Origin of the sequence: Natronosporangium hydrolyticum (assembly GCF_016925615.1) — a bacterium.
GTDB classification, from domain to species: Bacteria; Actinomycetota; Actinomycetes; order Mycobacteriales; family Micromonosporaceae; genus Natronosporangium; species Natronosporangium hydrolyticum.
Genome location: NZ_CP070499.1, coordinates 2,452,219 through 2,472,079 on the forward strand (window position 1 = coordinate 2,452,219; position 19,861 = coordinate 2,472,079).

The 19,861-nt window shown below is 68.2% G+C and carries 19 protein-coding genes; 10 read left to right on the forward strand and 9 right to left on the reverse strand.

Annotated elements, in window-relative coordinates:
- The first annotated feature begins 4 nt into the window (after positions 1 to 4).
- Both JQS43_RS10835 and JQS43_RS10840 read left to right on the forward strand, forming a co-directional pair.
- On the forward strand, positions 5 to 847 hold the full coding sequence (locus JQS43_RS10835; protein ID WP_239678946.1) for a carbohydrate ABC transporter permease: 843 nt from the start codon (positions 5 to 7) through the stop codon (positions 845 to 847).
- A gap of 69 nt (positions 848 to 916) precedes the next feature.
- Positions 917 to 1,783 (forward strand): septum formation family protein, encoded by an 867-nt coding sequence (locus tag JQS43_RS10840; protein ID WP_239678947.1) that lies wholly within the window; start codon positions 917 to 919, stop codon positions 1,781 to 1,783.
- A 751-nt stretch (positions 1,784 to 2,534) separates the two neighbouring features.
- Here JQS43_RS10840 and JQS43_RS10845 read toward each other — a convergent pair.
- Entirely contained in the window at positions 2,535 to 2,972 is a 438-nt protein-coding gene (locus tag JQS43_RS10845; protein ID WP_239678948.1) for a VOC family protein, read from the reverse strand.
- Positions 2,973 to 3,171: 199 nt separating this feature from the next.
- Here JQS43_RS10845 and JQS43_RS10850 point away from each other — a divergent pair, with 199 nt between their 5' ends.
- Positions 3,172 to 3,366 carry a hypothetical protein gene (locus tag JQS43_RS10850; RefSeq protein ID WP_239678949.1) on the forward strand — a complete coding sequence of 65 codons (195 nt, stop codon included), beginning with the start codon at positions 3,172 to 3,174 and terminating at the stop codon, positions 3,364 to 3,366.
- Here JQS43_RS10850 and JQS43_RS10855 read toward each other — a convergent pair.
- The 5 genes from JQS43_RS10855 to JQS43_RS10875 all read right to left on the reverse strand — a co-directional run bounded on the left by JQS43_RS10855 (position 3,344) and on the right by JQS43_RS10875 (position 7,876).
- The gene (locus tag JQS43_RS10855; protein WP_239678950.1) at positions 3,344 to 4,558 is read right to left on the reverse strand and encodes a M20 metallopeptidase family protein; all 1,215 of its coding nucleotides are present in this window, start codon (positions 4,556 to 4,558) and stop codon (positions 3,344 to 3,346) included. The genes JQS43_RS10850 and JQS43_RS10855 overlap by 23 nt on opposite strands.
- A 60-nt stretch (positions 4,559 to 4,618) precedes the next feature.
- Positions 4,619 to 5,446: an ABC transporter permease gene (locus tag JQS43_RS10860; RefSeq protein WP_239678951.1), complete on the reverse strand. Its 828-nt coding sequence runs from the start codon at positions 5,444 to 5,446 to the stop codon at positions 4,619 to 4,621.
- On the reverse strand, positions 5,443 to 6,402 hold the full coding sequence (locus JQS43_RS10865) for an ATP-binding cassette domain-containing protein (protein WP_239678952.1): 960 nt from the start codon (positions 6,400 to 6,402) through the stop codon (positions 5,443 to 5,445). The genes JQS43_RS10860 and JQS43_RS10865 overlap by 4 nt, the downstream gene beginning before the upstream one ends.
- A gap of 29 nt (positions 6,403 to 6,431) precedes the next feature.
- Entirely contained in the window at positions 6,432 to 7,271 is an 840-nt protein-coding gene (locus tag JQS43_RS10870; RefSeq protein WP_239678953.1) for a DUF4097 family beta strand repeat-containing protein, read from the reverse strand.
- A gap of 80 nt (positions 7,272 to 7,351) precedes the next feature.
- Positions 7,352 to 7,876 (reverse strand): Arc family DNA-binding protein, encoded by a 525-nt coding sequence (locus tag JQS43_RS10875; protein WP_239678954.1) that lies wholly within the window; start codon positions 7,874 to 7,876, stop codon positions 7,352 to 7,354.
- A 507-nt stretch (positions 7,877 to 8,383) separates the two neighbouring features.
- Here JQS43_RS10875 and JQS43_RS10885 point away from each other — a divergent pair.
- The 5 genes from JQS43_RS10885 (at position 8,384) to JQS43_RS10905 (ending at position 12,712) form a co-directional block, all read left to right on the forward strand.
- The gene (locus JQS43_RS10885) at positions 8,384 to 9,181 is read left to right on the forward strand and encodes an SAM-dependent methyltransferase (RefSeq protein WP_239678955.1); all 798 of its coding nucleotides are present in this window, start codon (positions 8,384 to 8,386) and stop codon (positions 9,179 to 9,181) included.
- Positions 9,182 to 9,728: 547 nt separating this feature from the next.
- The gene (locus JQS43_RS10890) at positions 9,729 to 10,784 is read left to right on the forward strand and encodes an aromatic ring-hydroxylating dioxygenase subunit alpha (protein ID WP_239678956.1); all 1,056 of its coding nucleotides are present in this window, start codon (positions 9,729 to 9,731) and stop codon (positions 10,782 to 10,784) included.
- A complete protein-coding gene (locus JQS43_RS10895; RefSeq protein WP_239678957.1) occupies positions 10,781 to 11,005 on the forward strand; it encodes a hypothetical protein in 225 nt (74 codons plus the stop codon). The genes JQS43_RS10890 and JQS43_RS10895 overlap by 4 nt, the downstream gene beginning before the upstream one ends.
- Positions 11,002 to 11,940: a PDR/VanB family oxidoreductase gene (locus JQS43_RS10900; RefSeq protein WP_239678958.1), complete on the forward strand. Its 939-nt coding sequence runs from the start codon at positions 11,002 to 11,004 to the stop codon at positions 11,938 to 11,940. Before JQS43_RS10895 ends, JQS43_RS10900 begins: the two co-directional genes overlap by 4 nt.
- A gap of 49 nt (positions 11,941 to 11,989) precedes the next feature.
- On the forward strand, positions 11,990 to 12,712 hold the full coding sequence (locus tag JQS43_RS10905; protein WP_239678959.1) for an IclR family transcriptional regulator: 723 nt from the start codon (positions 11,990 to 11,992) through the stop codon (positions 12,710 to 12,712).
- Between the two features lie 64 nt (positions 12,713 to 12,776).
- Here the strand turns inward: JQS43_RS10905 and JQS43_RS10910 are convergent, their stop codons facing one another.
- Positions 12,777 to 13,790, reverse strand: coding sequence for a ParA family protein (locus JQS43_RS10910; protein WP_239678960.1), 1,014 nt, complete (start codon positions 13,788 to 13,790; stop codon positions 12,777 to 12,779).
- On the reverse strand, positions 13,787 to 14,989 hold the full coding sequence (locus JQS43_RS10915; RefSeq protein WP_239678961.1) for an ATP-binding protein: 1,203 nt from the start codon (positions 14,987 to 14,989) through the stop codon (positions 13,787 to 13,789). The genes JQS43_RS10910 and JQS43_RS10915 overlap by 4 nt, the downstream gene beginning before the upstream one ends.
- Positions 14,990 to 15,347: 358 nt before the next feature.
- On the opposite strand from JQS43_RS10915, the gene bla reads away from it, so the two are divergent.
- Together bla and JQS43_RS10925 are read left to right on the forward strand one after the other, a co-directional pair.
- Positions 15,348 to 16,331 carry a class A beta-lactamase gene (bla, locus tag JQS43_RS10920; protein WP_239678962.1) on the forward strand — a complete coding sequence of 328 codons (984 nt, stop codon included), beginning with the start codon at positions 15,348 to 15,350 and terminating at the stop codon, positions 16,329 to 16,331.
- A 27-nt stretch (positions 16,332 to 16,358) separates the two neighbouring features.
- Positions 16,359 to 17,420, forward strand: coding sequence for a LacI family DNA-binding transcriptional regulator (locus tag JQS43_RS10925; RefSeq protein WP_239678963.1), 1,062 nt, complete (start codon positions 16,359 to 16,361; stop codon positions 17,418 to 17,420).
- Between the two features lie 46 nt (positions 17,421 to 17,466).
- Here the strand turns inward: JQS43_RS10925 and JQS43_RS10930 are convergent, their stop codons facing one another.
- The gene (locus JQS43_RS10930; protein WP_239678964.1) at positions 17,467 to 19,545 is read right to left on the reverse strand and encodes a cellulase family glycosylhydrolase; all 2,079 of its coding nucleotides are present in this window, start codon (positions 19,543 to 19,545) and stop codon (positions 17,467 to 17,469) included.
- Positions 19,546 to 19,861 lie beyond the last annotated feature (316 nt).

Here is a 19,861-nt window from a genome sequence, read left to right on the forward strand (position 1 = left end):
TTTCATGAACGACAAGCTGTCTCCCCGGGCGAAGCTGGCGGTCTACGCGCTGCTGCTAGTCCTCATGATCCCGTTCGTCTTCCCGACCTGGTGGATGGTCACCTCGTCGTTCAAGCCGATCGGCGAGATCTTCTCCTACCCGCCGTCGCTGCTGCCGACCTCGCCGCAGCTCGACGCGTACCCGCAGGTCTTCGAGATGCAGCCGTTCCTACGGCAGTACTTCAACAGCGCCTACATCGCGCTGCTGGTCACCGCCGGCACGCTCGGGATCTCCTCCCTCGCCGGGTACGCCTTCGCCCGGATCCGGTTTCCCGGCGCGAACCTGCTCTTCCTGGTGGTGCTCACCGGGCTGCTGGTGCCGAGCGAGGTGACGATCGTGCCGCTGTTCCAGATGTTCAACCGGCTCGGCATGATCGACACTCACTGGCCGCTGATCCTGGTGCCGATCTTCGGTGCGCCGAGCGTCCTCGCCACCTTCATCATGCGGCAGTTCTTCCTGGCCCTACCCGGGGAACTGGAGGAGGCGGCCCGGGTCGACGGGCTGGGGCGGTTCGCGATCTACTGGCGGATCGCCCTGCCGCTGGCCCGGCCGGCGCTCGGCGCGGTCGCCATCTTCACCTTCCTGCACAGCTGGAACCTCTACCTGGAACCGATCGTGTTCCTCTCCACACCGAGCAACTTCACGCTGCCGCAGGCGCTGACGCTCTTCGTCGACGCCTACGGTGGACCGATGTGGAACGTCCAGCTGGCGGCGGCGTCGATGACCGCGATCCCGGTGTTGATCGTCTTCGTGCTCGCGCAGCGGCAATTCATCGAGGGCCTGTCGCACACCGGCCTCAAGGGCTGACCGGCACCACTCGGTCAGGTCGCGGCGGCCGGCCCCCTCCGGTAGGGTGTCCACCCGGGAGGGAGGGAGATGCACAGCTGGCTCCGCGGCGTGGTCGCCGCAACCGTCGCGACCGCGGCTCTTGCGGTCAGCGGATGCACGCCCTCACCTGTGGATGGTGACCTGACCGGCGACTGGGCGGACTTCGGGGAGCTCACCCAGATGCGTCCCGAGGTCGGCGCCTGCCACAACGGCGACTATCGGGCCACCGTTGCGCTGGGCATCTACTACCAGCCGCGGGAGTGCACCGAGCCGCACCGGTTAGAGACCGCGTACGTCGGCACCTTCGCGGGGGAGACCGCCGAGCGGGACTCGCCGCCGCGCCAGGACACGCCCGCATGGCGCGACACCTACGCGGAGTGCGAGGACGGGGCTGCGGAGTATCTCGGGGCGGACTTCCGGCACGGGCGGCTGTGGCTCGGGGTGGGCGTGCCGACCGCCGCCGCCTGGGACGGCGGCGCCCGCTGGTTCCGGTGCGACCTGATGGAGCTGCGATCCAACGCCGCGACCCCGCTCTGGCCGGAGAGCCTGCGCGGTGCGCTCGCCGCCGGCCCGTCCAAGCTGACGCTGGGGTGCTACACGGTGACCCTGGCCGACACCGGCGAGGTCGAGACGATGGACTCGGTGGACTGCGCAGAGCCCCATCAGGCGGAGTTCGTGGGCGTATGGCACAGCGACCAGCCCCGGTATCCGGACCGCCAGGCCGACTACGACCGGGTCCACCGTGGCTGCAGCGAGGTGGCGCGCGACTTCGTCGGTGACCCGCCGAGCACTCCCTTAGGTACGATCTTCGACCACATCAGCGACGAAGACTGGGACAACGGCGATCGCGGTTTCCGTTGCTACCTGTTCTCCAGCGAGGAAGACCTGACCGGTTCGCTCGCGGGCGACGCCTGACCCCGCCCCAGGCCCCACGGGGCCGCCGCGTTGGGTCGCCGCGTTGATCATGAACTTAGGTACATGATTGGGGCTGAATCCCGCCCCAAACCTCATGGTCAACCCGGCGGGAGCGCCGTCGGCCCGCTTGGTGGGTTGAGTGGTGATCAACTAGAGCGACAAAATGGTTTCAGCCTGGCAAATCGGTCACCAGTCACCCCACCAAGAGATACATGCTCGCTGGCGCGGGCACCCGTAGGCGGATGAAAGAGGGCATAAGGAGCCTGCAGAGTCCTAGTGATCTTGACCCCGCGACCCGACTATGTTCAGCTATGCCCGTTTCGTGCTGCTCGGGCGACCAAGTAACGGCCATCGTAGGCCCTCTTTCGTCTCAGTCGAGCGAGGTAAGCGGTCCGAACCCCGGCGCTCGACTTGCTGAACGAGTGGAGCGGCGTCCTGCCCAACCATGCCGGAAATGCGCTGTTCGATTCGCAGCGACTGCTGGTGTCGGCGGGTCACGCAGGCCGCCGACAGTCGGCTGCGCCGCCGCCGGCAGCCTGGGTAGCAGCGCAGCGGCGGTGGTAGCCGCCTTTGCGCTGCTCACAACCCTTCCTAAACACCAGCGCAGGCGTATACGTACGCAGAGCAAACGCGGCGGGTAACCCACCCGAACTGCGGAGACGTAAAGTTGATCAAGTCGTTGAAGCGGGCGCCACCGGCCCGCTCCTCCAACCGGGGGTGAGCTGTAGCGGCTGACCGCAGCCGCTGGGAGTCAGTCGGCGGCGACGCAGAACTCGTTGCCCTCCGGGTCGGCCATAGTTACCCAAGTGTGGGGGCCTTGGCGGCCATGGTGCAAGAAGGTGGCGCCCCTGGCGGTGAGCCGCTCGGTCGCCGCCGCGATCCCGGTGTCGCCGACGAGAACGTCGAGGTGCATTCGGTTCTTGACCGTCTTCGCCTCCGGTACCAGCTGGAACAGCAGCCGTGGGGCACGCTCCAGCCCATCGGGGTGGCGGATCGCGGTGCCTTCCTTCCACACGAGGGCGCCGCGATGGCGGATGGTGTCCTCCTCGGTCGCGTAGCCCTTGGCGATCATGTCGCGGATGAAATCTTCGTTGCTGGGCTCCACCTGCCAGTCGAGGGTCTCCGCCCACCAATCGGCGAGGACATGCGGCTCCGCCGCGTCGACGGTCACCTGGAATGTGTACGACATGACTTCGAAGCTACGCGCCACCACCGACAACGGCGGTGCGATCGCCGTCCTGTTATCGGGCAGTGCGCCATCCGCTTCGCTCTGGGCAAAGCGGCTCAGGAAGAACCGTTGTAGCCGGTGCCACAGTGACGGAGTGTGGTCTAGGTGGCCCAGCAGATTGGTGCTCGCCAGGCCCTCCCGGACCGGCAGGCGCTGGCTGATGAACGACTTGATTGTGCAGGGGCAGGCGGAGGGTGCGCTGGAGCGCGGCGACCCGGCGCGAGTTGGGATCGTGCTCTTCGCGACCTTGCAAGGCATCGCCGCGCTGAGCAACGGTGCCCTGGTGGCGCCGGACCTGCTCGACGGACTCGTCGCGACCGCCGTCGACCAATTCATCCGGGGATCGCACCGCTAGCGGGCAGGACTGCGAGCCGGTTCGACAGCAGACCGGCGATGGCCCGGACCCCGACGCCGATCGCCCGTTCGTCGGCGGCGAAGTCGGGCGTGTGCGGCGCGCCGTTGTGGCCGGTCGCCGGCTCGGCCCCGCCAAGGAGGATCATCGCGCCTGGAACGTGCTGGAGGAAGAGCCCGAAGTCTTCGCCGTTGAACGGGAACGCGGCGTGCAGGACAACAACGGCCGCCGACCCGAACGTGTCGCGCAGGTAGGTTGCCGCCGCCTCGCTCAGCTCCGGGGAGCAGACCATGGCGGGGAAAGGGCATTCGGGAAAGTCGATCCGGGCGCCGGCGACCGGCGCCACCAGTCGCCGCAGGTCGGCCCGGAGCTGCGGGTAGCGGTCGTCTGGCCATGCCCGCAGGTTGACCCGCAGCTCGGCCTGCTGGTCGTCGGTGGTGAGGTCGGAGTGGACGAAAACGAACCGCGCCAGCGGACCGTCGGGCGTCTGCAGGTCGGTGAAGAGCTGCTGTGACTCCTCGGGCGTGCGCGGGTACGCCACCGTCGCCCACGCCTCGATCTCGGCGCGCAGGCGGGCACCCTCCGCCTCGGCGTGCGGACCGGCGAGCGCGATGTGGCAGCGGTCCAGCCCCGGCTGTCCGGAGCCGGGCATCACCGCGAACGTGCCGACCGGCAGCGGGGCGCAGTGCAGCGCGTAGATTTCGTGCGGCTCTGCCCGGGCGAGGACACCATCGGCGAGCATGGCCTGAGCGCCCTCAAGGGTCTCCTCGGCTGGCTGAAAGATGAAGACCACTCGACCCTGGAGTCGATGCCGTACCTTCGCGAGCACCTGGGCGATGCCCACCCCGACGGTGGTGTGGATGTCGTGACCGCACAGGTGTGCGGCACCGGGCACCTGCGAGGCGAACTCGCTGTCGAACTCCTCGTCGCCGGCGACGGCGTCCAGGTCGGCCCGGTAGGCGATGGTGGGCCCGTCGGCAACCCCGTCGACCGCCGCCACCACCCCGTGCCCGCCGACACCGGTCGAGACCGTCAGCCCTGCCGCCCGCAGCCGTTCGGCGACCAGCGCCGCGGTACGCCGTTCGCCGCCGGCCAGCTCGGGCCAGCGGTGAATGTCGCGGCGCAGCGCAATCAGTTCGTCGTCGAGGTCGGAGGCGACCGCGTCGATCGTCGCCCTGTCCGATGTCGATGCCATACCGCCAAGGGTAGGGCAGGTGGTGGTTGCCTGCCCTACCCCGGCGGATGATGGCTCGGTTCAGCGAGCGGAGACTCGGCTGAACAGTCGCTTCGACCAGAGGTAACCGCCGAGCGTGATGGCGGCGCACCAGCCGAGCGCGAGCCATGCGTTGTTGCCGATCGGCTGCCCCATGAGCAGGCCGCGAAGGGTTTCGATGATCGGCGTGAACGGCTGGAACTCGGCGAACCAGCGCAGGCCGGCCGGTAGCGAGTCGGTCGGGACGAACCCGCTGCTGACGAAGGGCAGCAACAGCAGCGGCATCGGCAGGTTGCTTGCGGTCTCCACGCTACCGCTCACCTGACCGAGCGCGACGGAGAGCCAGACGAAGGCGACCGTCACCGCCAGCAGGAAGCCCGCGGTGACCAGCCACTCGACCGGTCCGGCCGCGGGCCGGAAGCCGACCAGCAGCGCCACGACGATCACGAAGGCGAGGGCGAAGGTCGCCTGGATGATGCTGCCCACGACGTGCCCGGTCAGCACCGAGACCCGGGCGATGTGCATGGTGCGGAACCGGGCGATGATGCCTTCGGTCAGGTCTATGGCGACCGAGATCGCAGTGCCCTGCACGGTCGCCATGACGGTCATCAGGATGATCGCAGGCGCCACGTAGTTGACGTACTCGGCACGGCCGCCGGGTGCGCTCCCGTCGAGTCCGGCGCCCAGCGTGCCGCCGAAGACGTAGACGAAGAGCAACAGGAAGACGACGGGCATCCCCACCAGCATGATAGTCATCGACGGATATCGCAGCATCCGCTTGAGGTTGCGACGCAACATCGTCACCGAGTCGCGTACCGGATGGAACCGCAGGTTGGTCGGGGCCGGGGCGATGATGGCAGAAGCGGTCATCGGGTGGTCACCTCTTCGTGGCGAGGGGCGCCGGTGAGTGCGAGGAAGACATCGTCCAGATCGGGGGTGTGTACGGAGAGTTCGTCGACCTCGACCGAGTGGTCGTCGAGCTGGCCGATCAGCGCCTTCAGCGACCGCAGGCTGCCGTCGCTGGGCACCCGCAGGGCGAGCGCGTCGGGCTCGCGCGATGCCTGCGGCAGGACCCCCAGGGCCGCGTCGAGGTGCGGCGAGACCGCGAAGTGCAGGCGCACGTGCCCACCAGGGATGCGGCGCTTCAACTCTTCCGCAGTGCCCTCGGCGACCACACGTCCATTATCGAGCACCGCGATCCGGTCGGCGAGCTCGTCGGCCTCTTCCAGGTATTGAGTGGTCAGAAAGATGGTGACGCCGCTAGCCACCAGCTCCCGGACGATCTGCCACATGTCTCGGCGGCTGCGCGGGTCCAGCCCGGTGGTGGGTTCGTCCAGGAAGATCACCTGCGGGCTGCCGACCAGGGTCATCGCCAGATCGAGCCGTCGCCGCATGCCTCCGGAGTAGGTGGACGCCGGCTTGCCGCCGGCCTCGGTGAGTCCGAACTGGTCAAGAAGCTGGGCGGTGCGGCGCCGGCGGTGGCCGCGGGGGAGGTGGTGGAGGTCGGCCATCAGCAGCAGGTTCTCCCCGCCGGTCAGCAGATTGTCCACTGCGGAGAACTGGCCGGTCACCCCGATCGCGGCGCGCACCGCATCCGGCTCGCGGGTCAGGTCGTGCCCGGCGACCCGGACCTCACCAGCGTCGGCCTTGAGCAGGGTAGACAGAATCTTGACGGCGGTGGTCTTGCCGGCGCCGTTCGCGCCGAGCAGCGAGAAGACCGTCCCCTGCGGCACGGTCAGGTCGAGACCGGCGAGGACGACCTGGTCGCCGAAGGATTTCCGGAGTCCGGTCACGGCGATCGCCGGCCGGGCCTGTGTACTGGGCATGCTTCACCTTTCAATGGGCGGGCGGTGGGTCAGGAACGGCGGATGGTGATGTCCCCGCAGGCGGTGCGGCCGCGCACCTCGACGGTCTCGGCGGCATCGTCGGGACCGGCGGTGTCCGCCAACTGGTTGCGGACGAGCCCGTAGCTGGTGTTGACCGCGAGGAAGGCGGCGGTGCCCTCGGCGACGCCGATCTCCAGGTCACCGGCGGCGGTGGCGAGCACCACGACGCCGCGGACCGCCTCGCCGAGCCGGATGCCGCCGGCGGATGTCTTCGCGTCGACGCCGGCGCCGGCGCGCTCGACGTGGATGTCGCCGTTGGCCGCGCGTACCCGGGCGTCGCCGGTGACCGCGTCGATGGTGGTGGGGCCGTTGGAGTTCTTGACCGCCGCGGCGCCGTCGACCTCTCCGATCTGGATCGAGCCGGTGCCGGTGGAGACCTCGGCGCTGCCGGCGATGCGGTCAGCGGTGATGTGACCGGCCCCGGTGTGTACGCGCAGCGGACCGGTCTGTTCGAGCCAGATGTTGCCGGTGGTCTTGAGTTGGCACTGCCCGAGCCGGCCGGCGCAGCGCAGGTCGCCCTGCAGCAGGTGGGCGGAGAGCTGGGAATCGACCGGTAGTTCGATGGAGACCTCGACCGATCTGCTCTTCCTGGAGAAGTCGAAGTGGCGCTTCGGGCCAGTCACCCGCAGTACGCCGTTGGTGTAGTCGACGTCGATCTGTGCCGCGGCCTTGACATCGGACTCGTCAGCTTCGTCACTCGGGTGGACCTCGACCACGGTGTCGGCTCGTGGGCTCGCCGCGACCCGTACCTGGGCGACGCCGAGTTCCAGCGTGACTGAGATCGGTTCGGGTGTCTCGAATTTTGGCATGGTTGTCTCCACAAAATGGGTAGTCAGCCGTCCCCGCAGGCCGGGGGCGTGGTGGTTGGTGAGCCGAGTGGCCGGTGCGGCTAGCGCACCCAGCCGGTGAAGTGTTGTCTGCCTCGTTTCCCGCTGCCGCGGGGCTCGGGACGAGCGCCGCCTGCGGGACGCTGCAGGGAAGTGGTGGCGGCGCGGACCAGCCAGGCGTTGACCGAGCGTCCTTCCTTCGCCGCTGCCTCCTCGATCGCGGTCTTGAGCTGCTCAGGCATGCGTACGTTGATGCGGGCGGCGGGGCCGTCCTCGGTGATCAGGGGTTCGTTGTCCGGTGCCGCGGCAGTCGTTGCCGGCTCCTCAACTTCGGATGGTTCGGTGGGCGGCGCCGTCACCACGAAGCTCGGATCGCGTCCGTGCAGCCGCAGCTCCACCGAGCCTGGGGCCAGGTCCTGGGTGATCTCGTCGGCGGCGGTCGACAGCGCTTCCAGCAGCGCCATCCGGATCGCCGACTCGAGCGCCCCGGTCAGCCGCTCGACCAGCGCCCGTGCGTCCTCGCCGCCGGCTTCGGCGAGCGTGGCGAACTCCCGCCCGAGGTTGTTCACATGCTTGGTCAGGTCCATGGTGCCAGAATGGCACAAGATTGGCGCCATCACAAGTGTATTTGGCTCAGGCTGGCACCGTGTTGGGTGCCATCTTTCGTTCGGGGTGCAGTGGCGCAGGTCGGAGCAGGCGTCGCTACCTCCGGAACGGGGGAGAGGATGGCGGCATGACCGGAGACCGTTCGACGCCGCCCACGATCCCCGCGGGAACCCTCGCCGCCGGCCCACAACCGATCCTCTCCGTGCCAGGGGGCCTAGTGCTGCGCCCCTGGGAGCCCAAAGACGCACCGGCCTTGAGAATGTCGCGTCCTGCCGGGTCGCGACGAAGGCCGGCTTCCGGCTGGAGGGCATCAAGCGCAGCGTTGCCGTCCACGCCGACGGTCGACATGACATGCACCTGCATGCCCGTATCCGAGGTGACGAGCCGGCGGGTTGACCATCGGTCGCGATAGAATCCGGTTCCTCCGGCCCGGCTCTGTTGCGGTGCCGGCGTCGCCTGGCCGCCCCTCCACGACAGGAGCACTCGTCATGCCCGAGCAGGATCCCGAGCTCGCCGCAAAGCTTCAGGTCGATGTGCCACACGCGGCGCGGATGTGGAACTACTGGATGGACGGCAAGGACAACTTCCAGGCCGATCGGGACGCCGGGGATGCGGTGGTCGGGGTCTATCCGGAGATCGCCATCATGGCGCGGCAGTCCCGGCGGTTTCTTATCCGCGTTGTGCGATATTTGGCCGCGGAGGCGGGGATCCGGCAGTTCATCGATGTCGGGACGGGTCTGCCCACGATGCAGAACACTCACGAGGTGGCCCAGCAGGTCGCGCCCGAGTCCAAGATCGTCTACGTCGACAACGACCCGTTGGTGCTGGTCCACGCGCACGCGCTGCTGACCACCTCCGAGTCTCGCGGGAACATCACCTACGTGGACGCTGACTACCACGACCCGGAGCAGATCCTTACCGAGGCGAGGGCGGCGTTGGACTTCCAGCAGCCGATCGCTGTGCTGTTCATGGGCGTCATGGGCTACGAGCCCGATCTTGCGGTTGTACGCTCCATCGTGGGCCGGATGATCGGCAGCGCCCCGACCGGCAGCTATCTGGTGCTGTGGGACGGCACCGACACCAGCCCGGAGGTGGTGCAGGGCGCCGAGACGCTGGCGGAGAGCGGCGGTGTTCCCTACATTCTGCGCAGCCCGGCGGAGCTCGCCGAGTGCTTCGAGGGTCTCGAGCAGGTCGAGCCGGGGCTTGTGCCGATCACCCAGTGGCGTCCGGATGAGGCGGACGCCGAGCGGACCGATGCCTACGGGGCGGTCGCGCGTAAGCCCTGACGCCGTCGGCACTGCCAGGCGCCCGCGCCGCTGGTAACCCGCAAGATCAAATGCCCGTCAGCTGTACGACACGCGGTGTGTCCTACAGCTGGCGGGCATTTGATCACCGGGGCCGTAGCGGCCACCCTGGTCGGGCACGTCGAGGTGGAGGGTAGGTGGATGCCGGCTCCGCTGCCTGGCCTACGAGAGCTGCGAGCACAAACGGTGCAGTGCGCCGGCGGCTGTCGCCGCCACACCGGGTGGCAGTAATGCGATCGACGGTCGTCGAATAGTCGACGTACCCTGGTAGTTCCCGACGCTGTCTGGTGGAGGCCCCGACGGATCCGTCTCCCAACGCGGTGCCGGTACTCGGCCGACGCTGCACCGTTTGTGCTTGCAGCTCTCGTAGGCCACGCAACAGGGCCTGTGCACTCTCCCTCTCCCACGACAAGATCAACTAAAGCGGACCAAGCCGGTCTTTCACCAGTTGAAAGACCGGCTTTCCGGGGCTCGAGCGGCTGCGAAACGATGCTGGCCACACCAGTCGCCGTCGAGGAGGTTGACCGATATGGGGTTTGCGCGTAACCAGTGGTATGTGGCGGCGTACGGCAGTGAGGTGGGCCGGCACCTGCTCGCCCGCACCGTGCTCGGCGAGCCGCTGGTGCTCTATCGGACGCAGTCGGGGCAGGTGGTGGCGCTGGCCGACCGGTGCGTGCACCGCCGCTATCCGCTCTCGGAGAGCCGGTTGGAGGGCGACACCATCGTGTGTGGCTACCACGGCTTCACCTATGGCAGCAGCGGCGCCTGCACCTTCGTCCCCGGGCAGCAACGCATTCCACGTTCTGCCAAGGTCGCCTCGTATCCAGTGGTGGAGCAGGACTCCTTTGTCTGGGTGTGGATCGGCGACCAGGACCGGGCCGACGCCACTACGATTCCGCGGGCACCCTGGCTCAACGACCCACGTTATACAGTCGTCGGTGGCATGGAGCCGCTCGAGGCGCGGTATGGCCTGCTGGTAGACAACCTGATGGACCTGTCCCACGAGACCTACCTGCACGGCGGCTACATCGGTACGCCGGAGGTGGCCGACACCCCGATCACCACCGAGGTGGACGAGGAGAAGGGCGTGATCTACGTCAGCCGACACATGGATGACGCCGAGTGCCCGCCGTTCTACGCCAAGTCGACCGGGATCGAGGGTCGGATCACCCGCTGGCAAGACATCGAATACCACCCACCGTGCCTCTACCTCCTGCACAGCCGGATCGCCCCACAGGGCCAGTATCCGCCGGCGGAAGGCCCGGACAGCGCGGCGTGCCACGCCGAGATCGTGTACGCCATCACCCCGTCCACCGAGCACACCACGTACGACTTCTGGGCGGTGGCCCGCGACTTCGCGATCGACGACGAGTCGGTCACCGAATACTTGCGTACCAGCAACCACACCGTGGTGATGCAGGACGTCACCGCCCTGAACCTGCTGGAGCGGGTGATCGCGGCCGAACCGGAGGCATATCAGGAGCTGAGCATCAACATCGACACCGGCGCGCTGGCGGCCCGGCGGATGCTGGCTCGCATGATCGGTTCCCCCGTCGGGGCGGCGCCGGCGGGAGCGCTGGCATGACCGAGCAGGTCGGCATGCTCGCCGGTGACCGGGTGTACCGGATCCACTGGCTGCCGGGCACCGACACGCTGTTCGGGGTCTGCCACTGCGGCGCGGAGCAGACCGCCGAGGAGCCCGCGGCGATGTGGGACTGGCTGTTGGCGCACCCGTCGGGGCACCAGCTGCGACCACCACCCGTACCGTCGCCGGTGTCGTCACCGCGGACGGAGGCGTCGGTGTGATCGAGCTTGAGCTGGTAGTGGCCGCGAGGGAGCCGGTCGCGGCCGGGGTGATCCAGCTGACCCTGCGGCATCCCGTCGGCGACCCGCTGCCCGGGTGGGAGCCGGGTGCGCATATCGACTTGGTGCTGCGGCCGGACCTGGTCCGGCAGTACTCACTCTGCGGCGACCCGGCTGACCGCTCGAGCTGGTCGGTAACGGTCCAGCGGGAGCCGGACGGGCGCGGCGGTTCCAGGCTGGCGCACGACGAGCTGACGCCCGGCACGGTGGTGCGGGTGCGCGGGCCCCGGAACCACTTCGGACTGGCGAACGCGGCGCGGTATCTGTTCATCGCCGGCGGCATCGGTATCACGCCGATCAAACCGATGCTCGCCGCCGCCGACGTTGCCGGCGCCGACTGGCGGTTGCTGTACGGCGGGCGCACCCGTGCCACCATGGCCTTCGGCGGCGAACTCCAGCGCCGGTACGGCGACCGGGTCCAGCTCTGCCCCCAGGATGAGGCCGGGCTGCTCGATCTCGACAGCTGGCTCGGGACCCCGGCGATCGACACGCTCGTCTACTGCTGCGGGCCGGAGCCGCTGCTCGACGCGGTGCAGGAGCGCTGCCGGACGTGGCCGCCGGAGGTGCTGCACCTTGAGCGCTTCGCTCCGGTCGCCGCCGACAGCGCTGGCGGGAGCGACAACGGGTTCGAGATCGAGCTGGCGCTCACCGGGCAAACTCTGGCGGTCCCGCCGGACAGGTCGATCCTGCAGGTGGTGGAGGAGGCGGGGATCCCGGCGCTCTCCTCCTGCCGGGAAGGCACCTGCGGCACCTGCGAGACCGGGGTGCTCGACGGCGTCCCCGAACACCGCGACAGCCTGCTCGGCGGCGACGCCGATGATGTGATGCTCATCTGCGTCTCCCGCTCCCGTACCCCCCGCCTGGTACTGGAGCTGTGACCTGGCGGGGCGCGATGATGGGGGAGTGCACACCCAACCAGGCAGGTCGGTGACGAGTAAGGTGCTCGCGCTGCTGGGCGCGTTCGGCCCGGCCGACCCCGCGCTGACCCTCAGCGAGCTGGCGCGACGGGCCGGCATCTCCCTGCCCACCGCGCATCGCCGGGTCGCGGAGCTGGTCGAGTGGGGTGCGCTGGAGCGCGGCGAGGACGGCCGGTACCGGATCGGGCTGCGGCTGTGGGAGGTGGGCGCGCTCGCGCCCCGCGGGCTGGGACTTCGTGAGCAGGCCCTGCCGTTCCTGGAGGATCTCTACGACGTCACCCACGAGAACGTCCAGCTAGCCATCCGCGACGGGCTGGAGCTCGTCTTCATCGAACGGATCGCCGGCCGGCACGCGGTGCCGGTGCTCACCCGGGTGGGTGGCCGCTTCGCCCTGCCCGCCACCGGGGTCGGCCTGGTCCTCCTCGCCCACGCCCCGGCTGAGGTTCAGGAACAGCTGCTCGCCGCGCCGCTGCGGCGGTACACCGCGCTGACCATCACCGATCCGAGTGCGTTGCGACGGGTGCTCGCCGACGTGCGCCGCCAGGGGTACGCGGTGAGCGACCGGCAGGTGACCATGGACAGTTTCTCGGTCGCCGCCCCGATCCGTGGTCCGGACGACGCGGTCGTCGCCGCGGTCTCGCTGGTGGTGGCCCACGAACGGGCCGACCCGCTGACGCTGGCCCCGCTGGTCCGGGCGGCGGGCCGTGGCATCTCCCGAGCCCTGCGGCGTTGACTCCGGCGCATGCCTACGGGGCGCGCGCAAGCCCCGAGCCCACCGGTGAGTCGGTTCGGCTTCGCTACGACCGATCCCCGGTAGCGAGTCCTACCTCCTGCAGGATTCGGTCAGCAAGGCGGCTGAAGTCTCCCCGGGCTTCGGTGACCGCGGTCTGGTGGCCGCCGAACGCGCCGTCGGCGGGCTTGAGCGCGAACACTGGTTTCCTTGCCTCGTAAGACAGCGGCATGAGACTTCGGTAGTGCTTGAGCTGGCCGAGGCAGTACGGGTCATCGCTGACAACGGGAGCCGGCTCGTCTATGTCCAGCACCGCCGTTCGATAGACCTCCGGGATGCGGGCCATCCAACGCTGGTACGCCTTCACCGGGCGCCCGAGCCGGACGCCATGGCCCATCAGGACGTAACCGGACGGACGCATCTGACCGGTCGGCAGTTCGAGGGTTGGGTTCGGGTTGCGCTCGAGCCGTGCCAGCCACTCCGTACGCCAGCGACGCAGAGCGGGTCCGAGGTTCTGAAGGCCTTGGACGCTAAACAGGTCCGGTGCGAGCGGGATGACGATATGCTCGGCGGCGATAAGCGCGGAGCGGTTAATGGCCCCCAGATTCGGGCCGACATCGACGAGGATAACATCCGCGCCGCTCAAATCGGCACCCTCCTCGATGAGGCGCCAGAAGGCTGATGTTACCCGGAAGGCCCGCTCACTACCGTCGAGGCAGGCAGGCCATTGGCTGGAAAGCTCATCCTCGAACTTGGATAGGGTCAGGTCACCGGGCAGGAGGCTGATTCGGTCTGCGACGTCAACGATCGGTGGCTCGGAGATGTCGCCGACACCGCGGACGAGTGGTGCCAGACTTCCGTAGACAGTTTTGCCGGGGCTGGTCAGAGTCTTCTCCGCCGGCCACAGCCGCTCTAGGTCCTCCTCGGCGAGGAAGTTGGCGGTCAGGTTGGCCTGGGGATCGAAGTCGGCCGCGACGACGACCAGGCCTTTCTCCGCCATCATCCATGTGAGGTGGTAGACCAGCGATGTCTTCCCCACCCCACCCTTGTTGTTGAAGAACGCGATCACGGGAGGTTTCATGCCGCCTCCCTGATAATGACTCCCACGTAGGACGGGTCAGGCGTGAACTCTGGCGGAGGGCTGCCGTTTTCGGCGAGCGCGCGCCGAGCGATGGGGAGACCGGCGCCGAACCTCTGCACAAATCCGAGACCACCCATCGCCTCCGCAAGGATCGGGTTCCGGTAGTCGGTTACCCCGGGCTGGCCAAAATTCTCCACCGTCACTGTCCCATAGGGCCCACCCGGCGAGAATATCTCAACCCTATCTTCGTACCAGGTGAGGCGTACCGGTGAGGCGGTCCCTTCGTAATTGCGGTGCAGGATGGCATTGCGAGTGAGCTGTTGTAGCGCCGCCAACGGATAATCGGATCGTCGCACATCGCGGAGCGCCTCGCCGATCCGTACCGAGGTGCGAATGTTGAGCCGCAGTAGTTCGTCGAGTTCCCGCAACAGGTCAGGCAGAGCGGAGGTCAGGCGTCGCTCGTCCACGATGGGGTCACTGAGTGAAGTGCCTTCGACCCGAACAAACTGCACCTGGGCACCAGAGATGAATCGCGCCGGGTCGGTGCCGAGGATAAGTAAGCCGGCGTTGGTGGGGACACCATCGACGGTGGCGAGCCGTAGTGACGCCAAGCGCTGTTCTGTGGTGCGACCGTTCGCGGCGAGTACCTCGGAGGTGAGGACGCTGGGCAGGTACTCTCTCTCGAAAAGTGCAAGGTCGAGGTCCCCCAGCGTGGCTCCGTCGGCTGGCCGACTGTCAAACGGTAAATCAGCGGCGCGTCTCCGTTCGGCGAGTCGGCGCTCCTCGTCAGCTGTCGCGACGGCCCGACGTGGCCCGACCCTGATCCACACTTGGCCATTGAACCGGACGGGTGGGCTTGGGCTCGGTTCCACCTCGATCGCGGCTACGGCCTGATCCCCGACTTCGAGCCTGCGGACGTTCATGACTGGCGGTGGGAGGATTCGACCGTCCCCACGCAGGTCAGCCAGACTAAGCAGCAGCCGGTCGTCGATGCTGAGGCCGGCCGGACGCCCATCGTCGCTGGCACCGACAAAGATCACGCCGGAGCTGTGGTGGTCGGGCAGGTCGTTGGCGAATGCGCAGATCGCTTGGCAGATCCGATCCTTGATCTCCCCGCCCTTAAGCGACTCTTTCCGCTCGACCTGGTCGGTCTCCAGGTCAGGCAACATGCGCAGCAGGTCGTTGGTGCTCCGGGACACTACGCTCCTTCGGCTGGCTCTGCGGTCGCCATCTCTGCGAGCCTGGTGGCAGTGTTCGTGTCTTCGCCGTTCACTACCCAATCGTATTACCACGGCCTCCGATCGGTGCCCATCAGCTCGCGGTGGCGAGCCGGTGGCTGGCGACGGACAGCGGAATGTGGGCGGCGGCGGCCCACTGTGAAGCTGCCGCGATTACTAGCAGCGACGAATGCCTGGCAGGCGGCGACCAGGTCCGTGGTATGGCAGTCTAGCCAGATCAGCATCAATCGGCTCAGCTTGGCCTTGGGCAGCAGCGTCGTGGTCGGCTGCCAAGCTCCGATCGGCCCCACAATGGGGTGGGGACGACGAAGGGATGACTGTGACGACAACGACTCGCGCGCCGCTGTTGCGGCGTGCCGCCGCCGGGCTCGCGACTGCGCTGCTGCTGCTCCCCGGCGCCGCCTGCACGACCGAGGAGAACCCGCCGGCCACGCCGCCGGCGCCGACCACGCCGGGGGTCGCACCGGGGGGCACGCCAACGGTCGCGCCGGTGGCGGAGGAGTTCGCCGAGCTGGAGGCCGAGTTCGACGCCCGACTCGGGGTCTACGCGATCGACACCGAGTCCGGTGCCACGCTCGAGCACCGCGCCGACGAACGATTCGGGTACGCCTCGACGTTCAAGGTGTTCGCCGTGGCCGCGATGCTTGCCGATGTCACGGCGGCGGAGTTGGCGGAGGAGATCTTCTTCACCGAGGCGGATCTGGTGAGCCACTCGCCGATCACCGAACAGCACGTTGACACCGGCATGACCCTGCGCGCGCTCGCCGAAGCGGCGGTGCGGTACAGCGACAACACCGCTGCCAACCTGATTCTGCAGCGCCTGGGCGGCCCGGAGGGCTTCGCCGCGGCGCTGGAGGCCCTCGGTGACGAGGTGACCGAACCTCGGCGGTACGAGACCGAGCTGAACCAGTGGGCGCCGGGGCAGACCCAGGACACCACCAGCCCCCGCGCCTTCGCCACCAATCTGCGGGCGTACGCGGTGGACGACGCGCTCGCCGCCGAGGATCGGGAGCTGCTGGTCGAGTGGATGCGGGGCAACACGACCGGGGACGAGCTGGTCCGGGCCGGCGTACCAGCGGGGTGGGTGGTTGGTGATCGCACCGGCGCGGGTGGCACCTACGGCACCCGCGCTGTCGTGGCGGTGGCGTGGCCGCCGCCGGGAGAGGGAGCACCGGTGGTGCTCGCGCTCATGTCGAACCGGCATGAGGCAGCTGCCGAGTTCGACAACGCGCTGCTTGCCCGGGCGACTGAGCTGGTGATCGGGGCGCTGCGACCTGATGCGGAGCCAGAGGTGACAGAATGACGGCGCGGGCTGATGGGGACGGAGAGGGTGATCTTGACGGAGAGCGGGTCCGGGTCGCCTGCCACGGACCGGGAGCGTTCGCCCGGCAAACCGGCCGGGCCGGTCACGATCTCGTATATCGCTGAGTCGGCGGGGGTTTCGGTCCCGACGGTGTCGAAGGTGATCAACGGCAGGTCAGGAGTTTCTGCCGACACCCGGGCGCGGATCGAAAGCTTGATCGACCAGTACGGGTATCGCCGGCCGGCTGGCAACCGGAGCAAGGTGCTCGAGCTCGTGTTCCGTGAACTCGAGAGCATGTGGGCGGTGGAGATCATTCGGGGTGTGGAGCGGGTCGCCCGCCAACACCGGATCGGTGTGATGGTCTCCGAGTTCGGCCTGCACGACTCGGTGGCAGCGGCTGCCATGGCTGAGACGGTTTCGCGGCGGCCGAGGTGTGTGTTGTCGGTGGCGCAGCTGTCCGAGGCCGAACGGGAGCAGCTGCGGGCGCAGGGCATCCCGTTCGTGGTCTTCGATCCCACCGGCGAGCTGCCGGACGACGTGCCATTCGTGGGCGCGACGAATTGGAACGGCGGGCGATCTGCGGTGCGTCACCTGGTCGGGTTGGGGCACCAGCGGATCGCGATGATCGGGGGGCCGGACCAGGTGCTGTGCTGCCGCGCCCGGCTCGACGGCTACCGGTCGGCGATGGAGGCTGCCGGCCTGCCGGCCGAGGCCGGTGCGGTGGTCCATGCCGAGCTCACCCGTGAGGGCGGCTACGAGGCCGCTAGGTCCCTGCTGTCTCGGGCCGACCGGCCGACGGCGGTCTTCGCCGCGAACGACCTGCAGGCGCTCGGTGTCTACCAGGCTGCCCGCGAAGCGGGGCTGCGGATCCCGGACGACCTTAGCGTGGTCGGCTTCGATGACTTGCCGGTCGTGGCCTGGGTGGACCCTCCGCTGACCACGGTTCACCAACCGTTGACCCAGATGGCGGTCGCGGCGACCGAGCTGGCGCTGGTGCTCGGCCGCGGTGAGACACCGTCGCAGCTGGGAGTGGAGATCGGGACGACCTTGACGGTCCGGGGGAGCACGGCGCCGCCCCGGTCCGGGTAGCCAGCCGCCCGGCTCGGATCGGCGACCGAGCCGGGCGGCTGCCCAGTCAGCCGGTGCTCCCGGTGACCGTACTGCCGGACTTCACGATTTCATACGTGATCTGGGTGCCGCTCCAGAAGTGGAAGGTCAGGGTGACCTGGCCGTCGTCCACCTCGTCGAAGAACTCCGGCTTCAGGATGATCGCGCCGGCGTCGTAGTCGGGCTGGAAGTGCTGCCAGAACTCCTTGAACGGGGTCCATTCGGCGGGTCCGGCGTTGCTGCCATCGGCGTACCGGGCCGCCATGGTGGCGAGTTGGTCGCCGTGGAACTCGGTGGGGATGGCGAACGAACTGGTGGTGCCGGTCGCCGTGGTCTGGGTAGGAGTGTCGTAGGTGATGATGTTGATCTGCCACGGCGTGCCCTGCGAGAAGCGGGCCTCGATAGTGGAGTTGACGCCGTAGGCGCGGTCATCGACCAGGCGGGTCATGGCCGGTCCGGTCAACGTGAGCGTGTCGCCGGCGACCGTGTAGTCGCTGCCTTCCGCCAGCTGCTCGTCGTCCTGCCACAACCCTTGGAACGACAGGCCGTTCTGGTTGAGCGTAAGGTCTCTGCTGGTGATTGACCCGCTCTGCGGCACGTAGACATGGTCCGCTGAGGCGGTGCCGGAGCGGCTGGTCCAGCTCGCCTTGAACATCTCATAGACACCTTGGTCTCGCCACTGCAGCTCTTCGCGGTGCAGGAACTGGCCGGCGTCCCACACCATGGTGGTGAGCTCCCGGGTCCGAGCGTGATAGCCGACGGCTTCAAGAAACTTCAAGAACTCGCCTCGCTGGATGACACCGGGTCGAGTGTGGTCCCAGTTGAGCAGCGCCCATTCGCCGATGATCACCGGGATGTCGTTGGCGACGAAGGTGTCGTGGACGCGGTCGAAGGTGTCGATCAGATCCTGCTCCACGGTGGCGTCATAATGGGTGCCGCCGGCGATGTTGACGCTGAACGGCCACCAACCATAGAAGTGGACGGTAGCGACCAGGTTGGCATCATCGAGCTGGTCAAAGGTGGTCAGCAGCGCGTCGAGCCGAGCTTGGTCGGTGCTCGTGTGCAGGGTTGGCAGCACCAGCAACCGGTCGGTGTTGTTTCCGCCGGACTCCCGGACGATTCGATGGAACTCGACGTTGAACTCGTGCACCAACTGGTCGCCCTCAGCGTCGGAGGTGTCGGCGAACTGGGGCTCGTTGATGCTCTCGAATACCAGCTCCTTCGGGTAGTCGCGGAAGGCGTCGGCGAGCTGGGTCCACAGGGCGGTGTACCGGTCCATCACCGTGGTGGGGTCGTTGGGATAGGCGTTGATCCATTGCCAGGAGTCGTGATGCAGGTTGATCATCACGTAGAAGTCCTCGGCCAGGGACCAGTCGACGATCTCCCGGACTCGGTCGAGCCAATCAGGGTCGATGGTGTAGTCGGGGGCCGGGCCGTGCCGGTTGCTCCAGGTGATCGGGAGCCGGATGCTGTTGTAACCCTGTGACCGCACCTGTTGCAGCAGCGCCTCGGAGGTGAGGGGATTGCCCCAGGCGGTCTCGTCGGGGATGGCGTCGAGTGTGTTGCCCAGATTCCAGCCGGGCTCCATCGCCGCCACCATCGCCATCGGATCGCTCGGACGCGGCGAGCTCGTCGGCGACGGCGACGGGCTCACCGACGGGCTGACCGACGGCGATGGGGTCGCGATGTCGCCGGTGCAGCTTACCCCGTTGAGCGTGAACGACGTCGGTTCCGGGTTGGTGCCCGACCACGACCCGTTGAAGCCGAACGAGACCGTCTCGTCTGTCCCCAGCTCCGCGTTGTAGCTCATGTTCTCGGCGGTGACGATGCCCTCCGACGAGCTGACCGTGGCGTTCCAGGCCTGGGTGACCTCTTGGCCAGCGGTGAAACTCCACTCCAGACTCCAGCCATCGAGCGGCTCGCCAAGGTTGGTCACCGCCACGTCGGCGGTAAAACCGCCCGGCCACTGCGCCGGCACCGTGTACGCCACACGGCAACCCGTCGCCGCCTGGGCGCCGACCGCCACGGCCGTCCCCGCGACCAGCAGCGCGGCGACGCTACCGGCGATGACACTGGCCCGCCAGCGGGCTCTTCGTACACCTTGCATTCGGATACTCCTCGCCATAGTCAGGTTCGCCTAGGCTCGGAGCTGGACGGCGCGCTTACCTCGCCGCGATGTCGCTGCTGGCTGGAGGTTGGTGGGGCCGGGCCAGGGAGCCAAGGTCGGGGTTGGCGCCGGCGGCGGGGTGCTGTTTGTGGCTGCCGGGTGCCGGGCCACAGGTAGGGCCGCGCGGGCGCAATGGGGTGACTCTTCGCGGAATGCTTGCCCGTTACTCCGCAGACGCCGATGGCTCCCACTTAGCCGCAACTTTCGGACTATCAAGGCGGAAAGTTGCCGCCCAAGTACCGTACGCTTTCGAGTG

What these genes read in the sequence shown, in the direction of transcription:
- JQS43_RS10835 (WP_239678946.1), top strand. Translation starts at nt 5, where the DNA reads ATGAACGACAAGCTGTCTCCCCGGGCGAAGCTGGCGGTCTACGCGCTG.
- JQS43_RS10840 (WP_239678947.1), top strand. Translation starts at nt 917, where the DNA reads ATGCACAGCTGGCTCCGCGGCGTGGTCGCCGCAACCGTCGCGACCGCG.
- JQS43_RS10845 (WP_239678948.1), bottom strand. Translation starts at nt 2,972, where the DNA reads ATGTCGTACACATTCCAGGTGACCGTCGACGCGGCGGAGCCGCATGTC.
- JQS43_RS10850 (WP_239678949.1), top strand. Translation starts at nt 3,172, where the DNA reads ATGAACGACTTGATTGTGCAGGGGCAGGCGGAGGGTGCGCTGGAGCGC.
- JQS43_RS10855 (WP_239678950.1), bottom strand. Translation starts at nt 4,558, where the DNA reads ATGGCATCGACATCGGACAGGGCGACGATCGACGCGGTCGCCTCCGAC.
- JQS43_RS10860 (WP_239678951.1), bottom strand. Translation starts at nt 5,446, where the DNA reads ATGACCGCTTCTGCCATCATCGCCCCGGCCCCGACCAACCTGCGGTTC.
- JQS43_RS10865 (WP_239678952.1), bottom strand. Translation starts at nt 6,402, where the DNA reads ATGCCCAGTACACAGGCCCGGCCGGCGATCGCCGTGACCGGACTCCGG.
- JQS43_RS10870 (WP_239678953.1), bottom strand. Translation starts at nt 7,271, where the DNA reads ATGCCAAAATTCGAGACACCCGAACCGATCTCAGTCACGCTGGAACTC.
- JQS43_RS10875 (WP_239678954.1), bottom strand. Translation starts at nt 7,876, where the DNA reads ATGGACCTGACCAAGCATGTGAACAACCTCGGGCGGGAGTTCGCCACG.
- JQS43_RS10885 (WP_239678955.1), top strand. Translation starts at nt 8,384, where the DNA reads ATGCCCGAGCAGGATCCCGAGCTCGCCGCAAAGCTTCAGGTCGATGTG.
- JQS43_RS10890 (WP_239678956.1), top strand. Translation starts at nt 9,729, where the DNA reads ATGGGGTTTGCGCGTAACCAGTGGTATGTGGCGGCGTACGGCAGTGAG.
- JQS43_RS10895 (WP_239678957.1), top strand. Translation starts at nt 10,781, where the DNA reads ATGACCGAGCAGGTCGGCATGCTCGCCGGTGACCGGGTGTACCGGATC.
- JQS43_RS10910 (WP_239678960.1), bottom strand. Translation starts at nt 13,790, where the DNA reads ATGAAACCTCCCGTGATCGCGTTCTTCAACAACAAGGGTGGGGTGGGG.
- JQS43_RS10930 (WP_239678964.1), bottom strand. Translation starts at nt 19,545, where the DNA reads ATGCAAGGTGTACGAAGAGCCCGCTGGCGGGCCAGTGTCATCGCCGGT.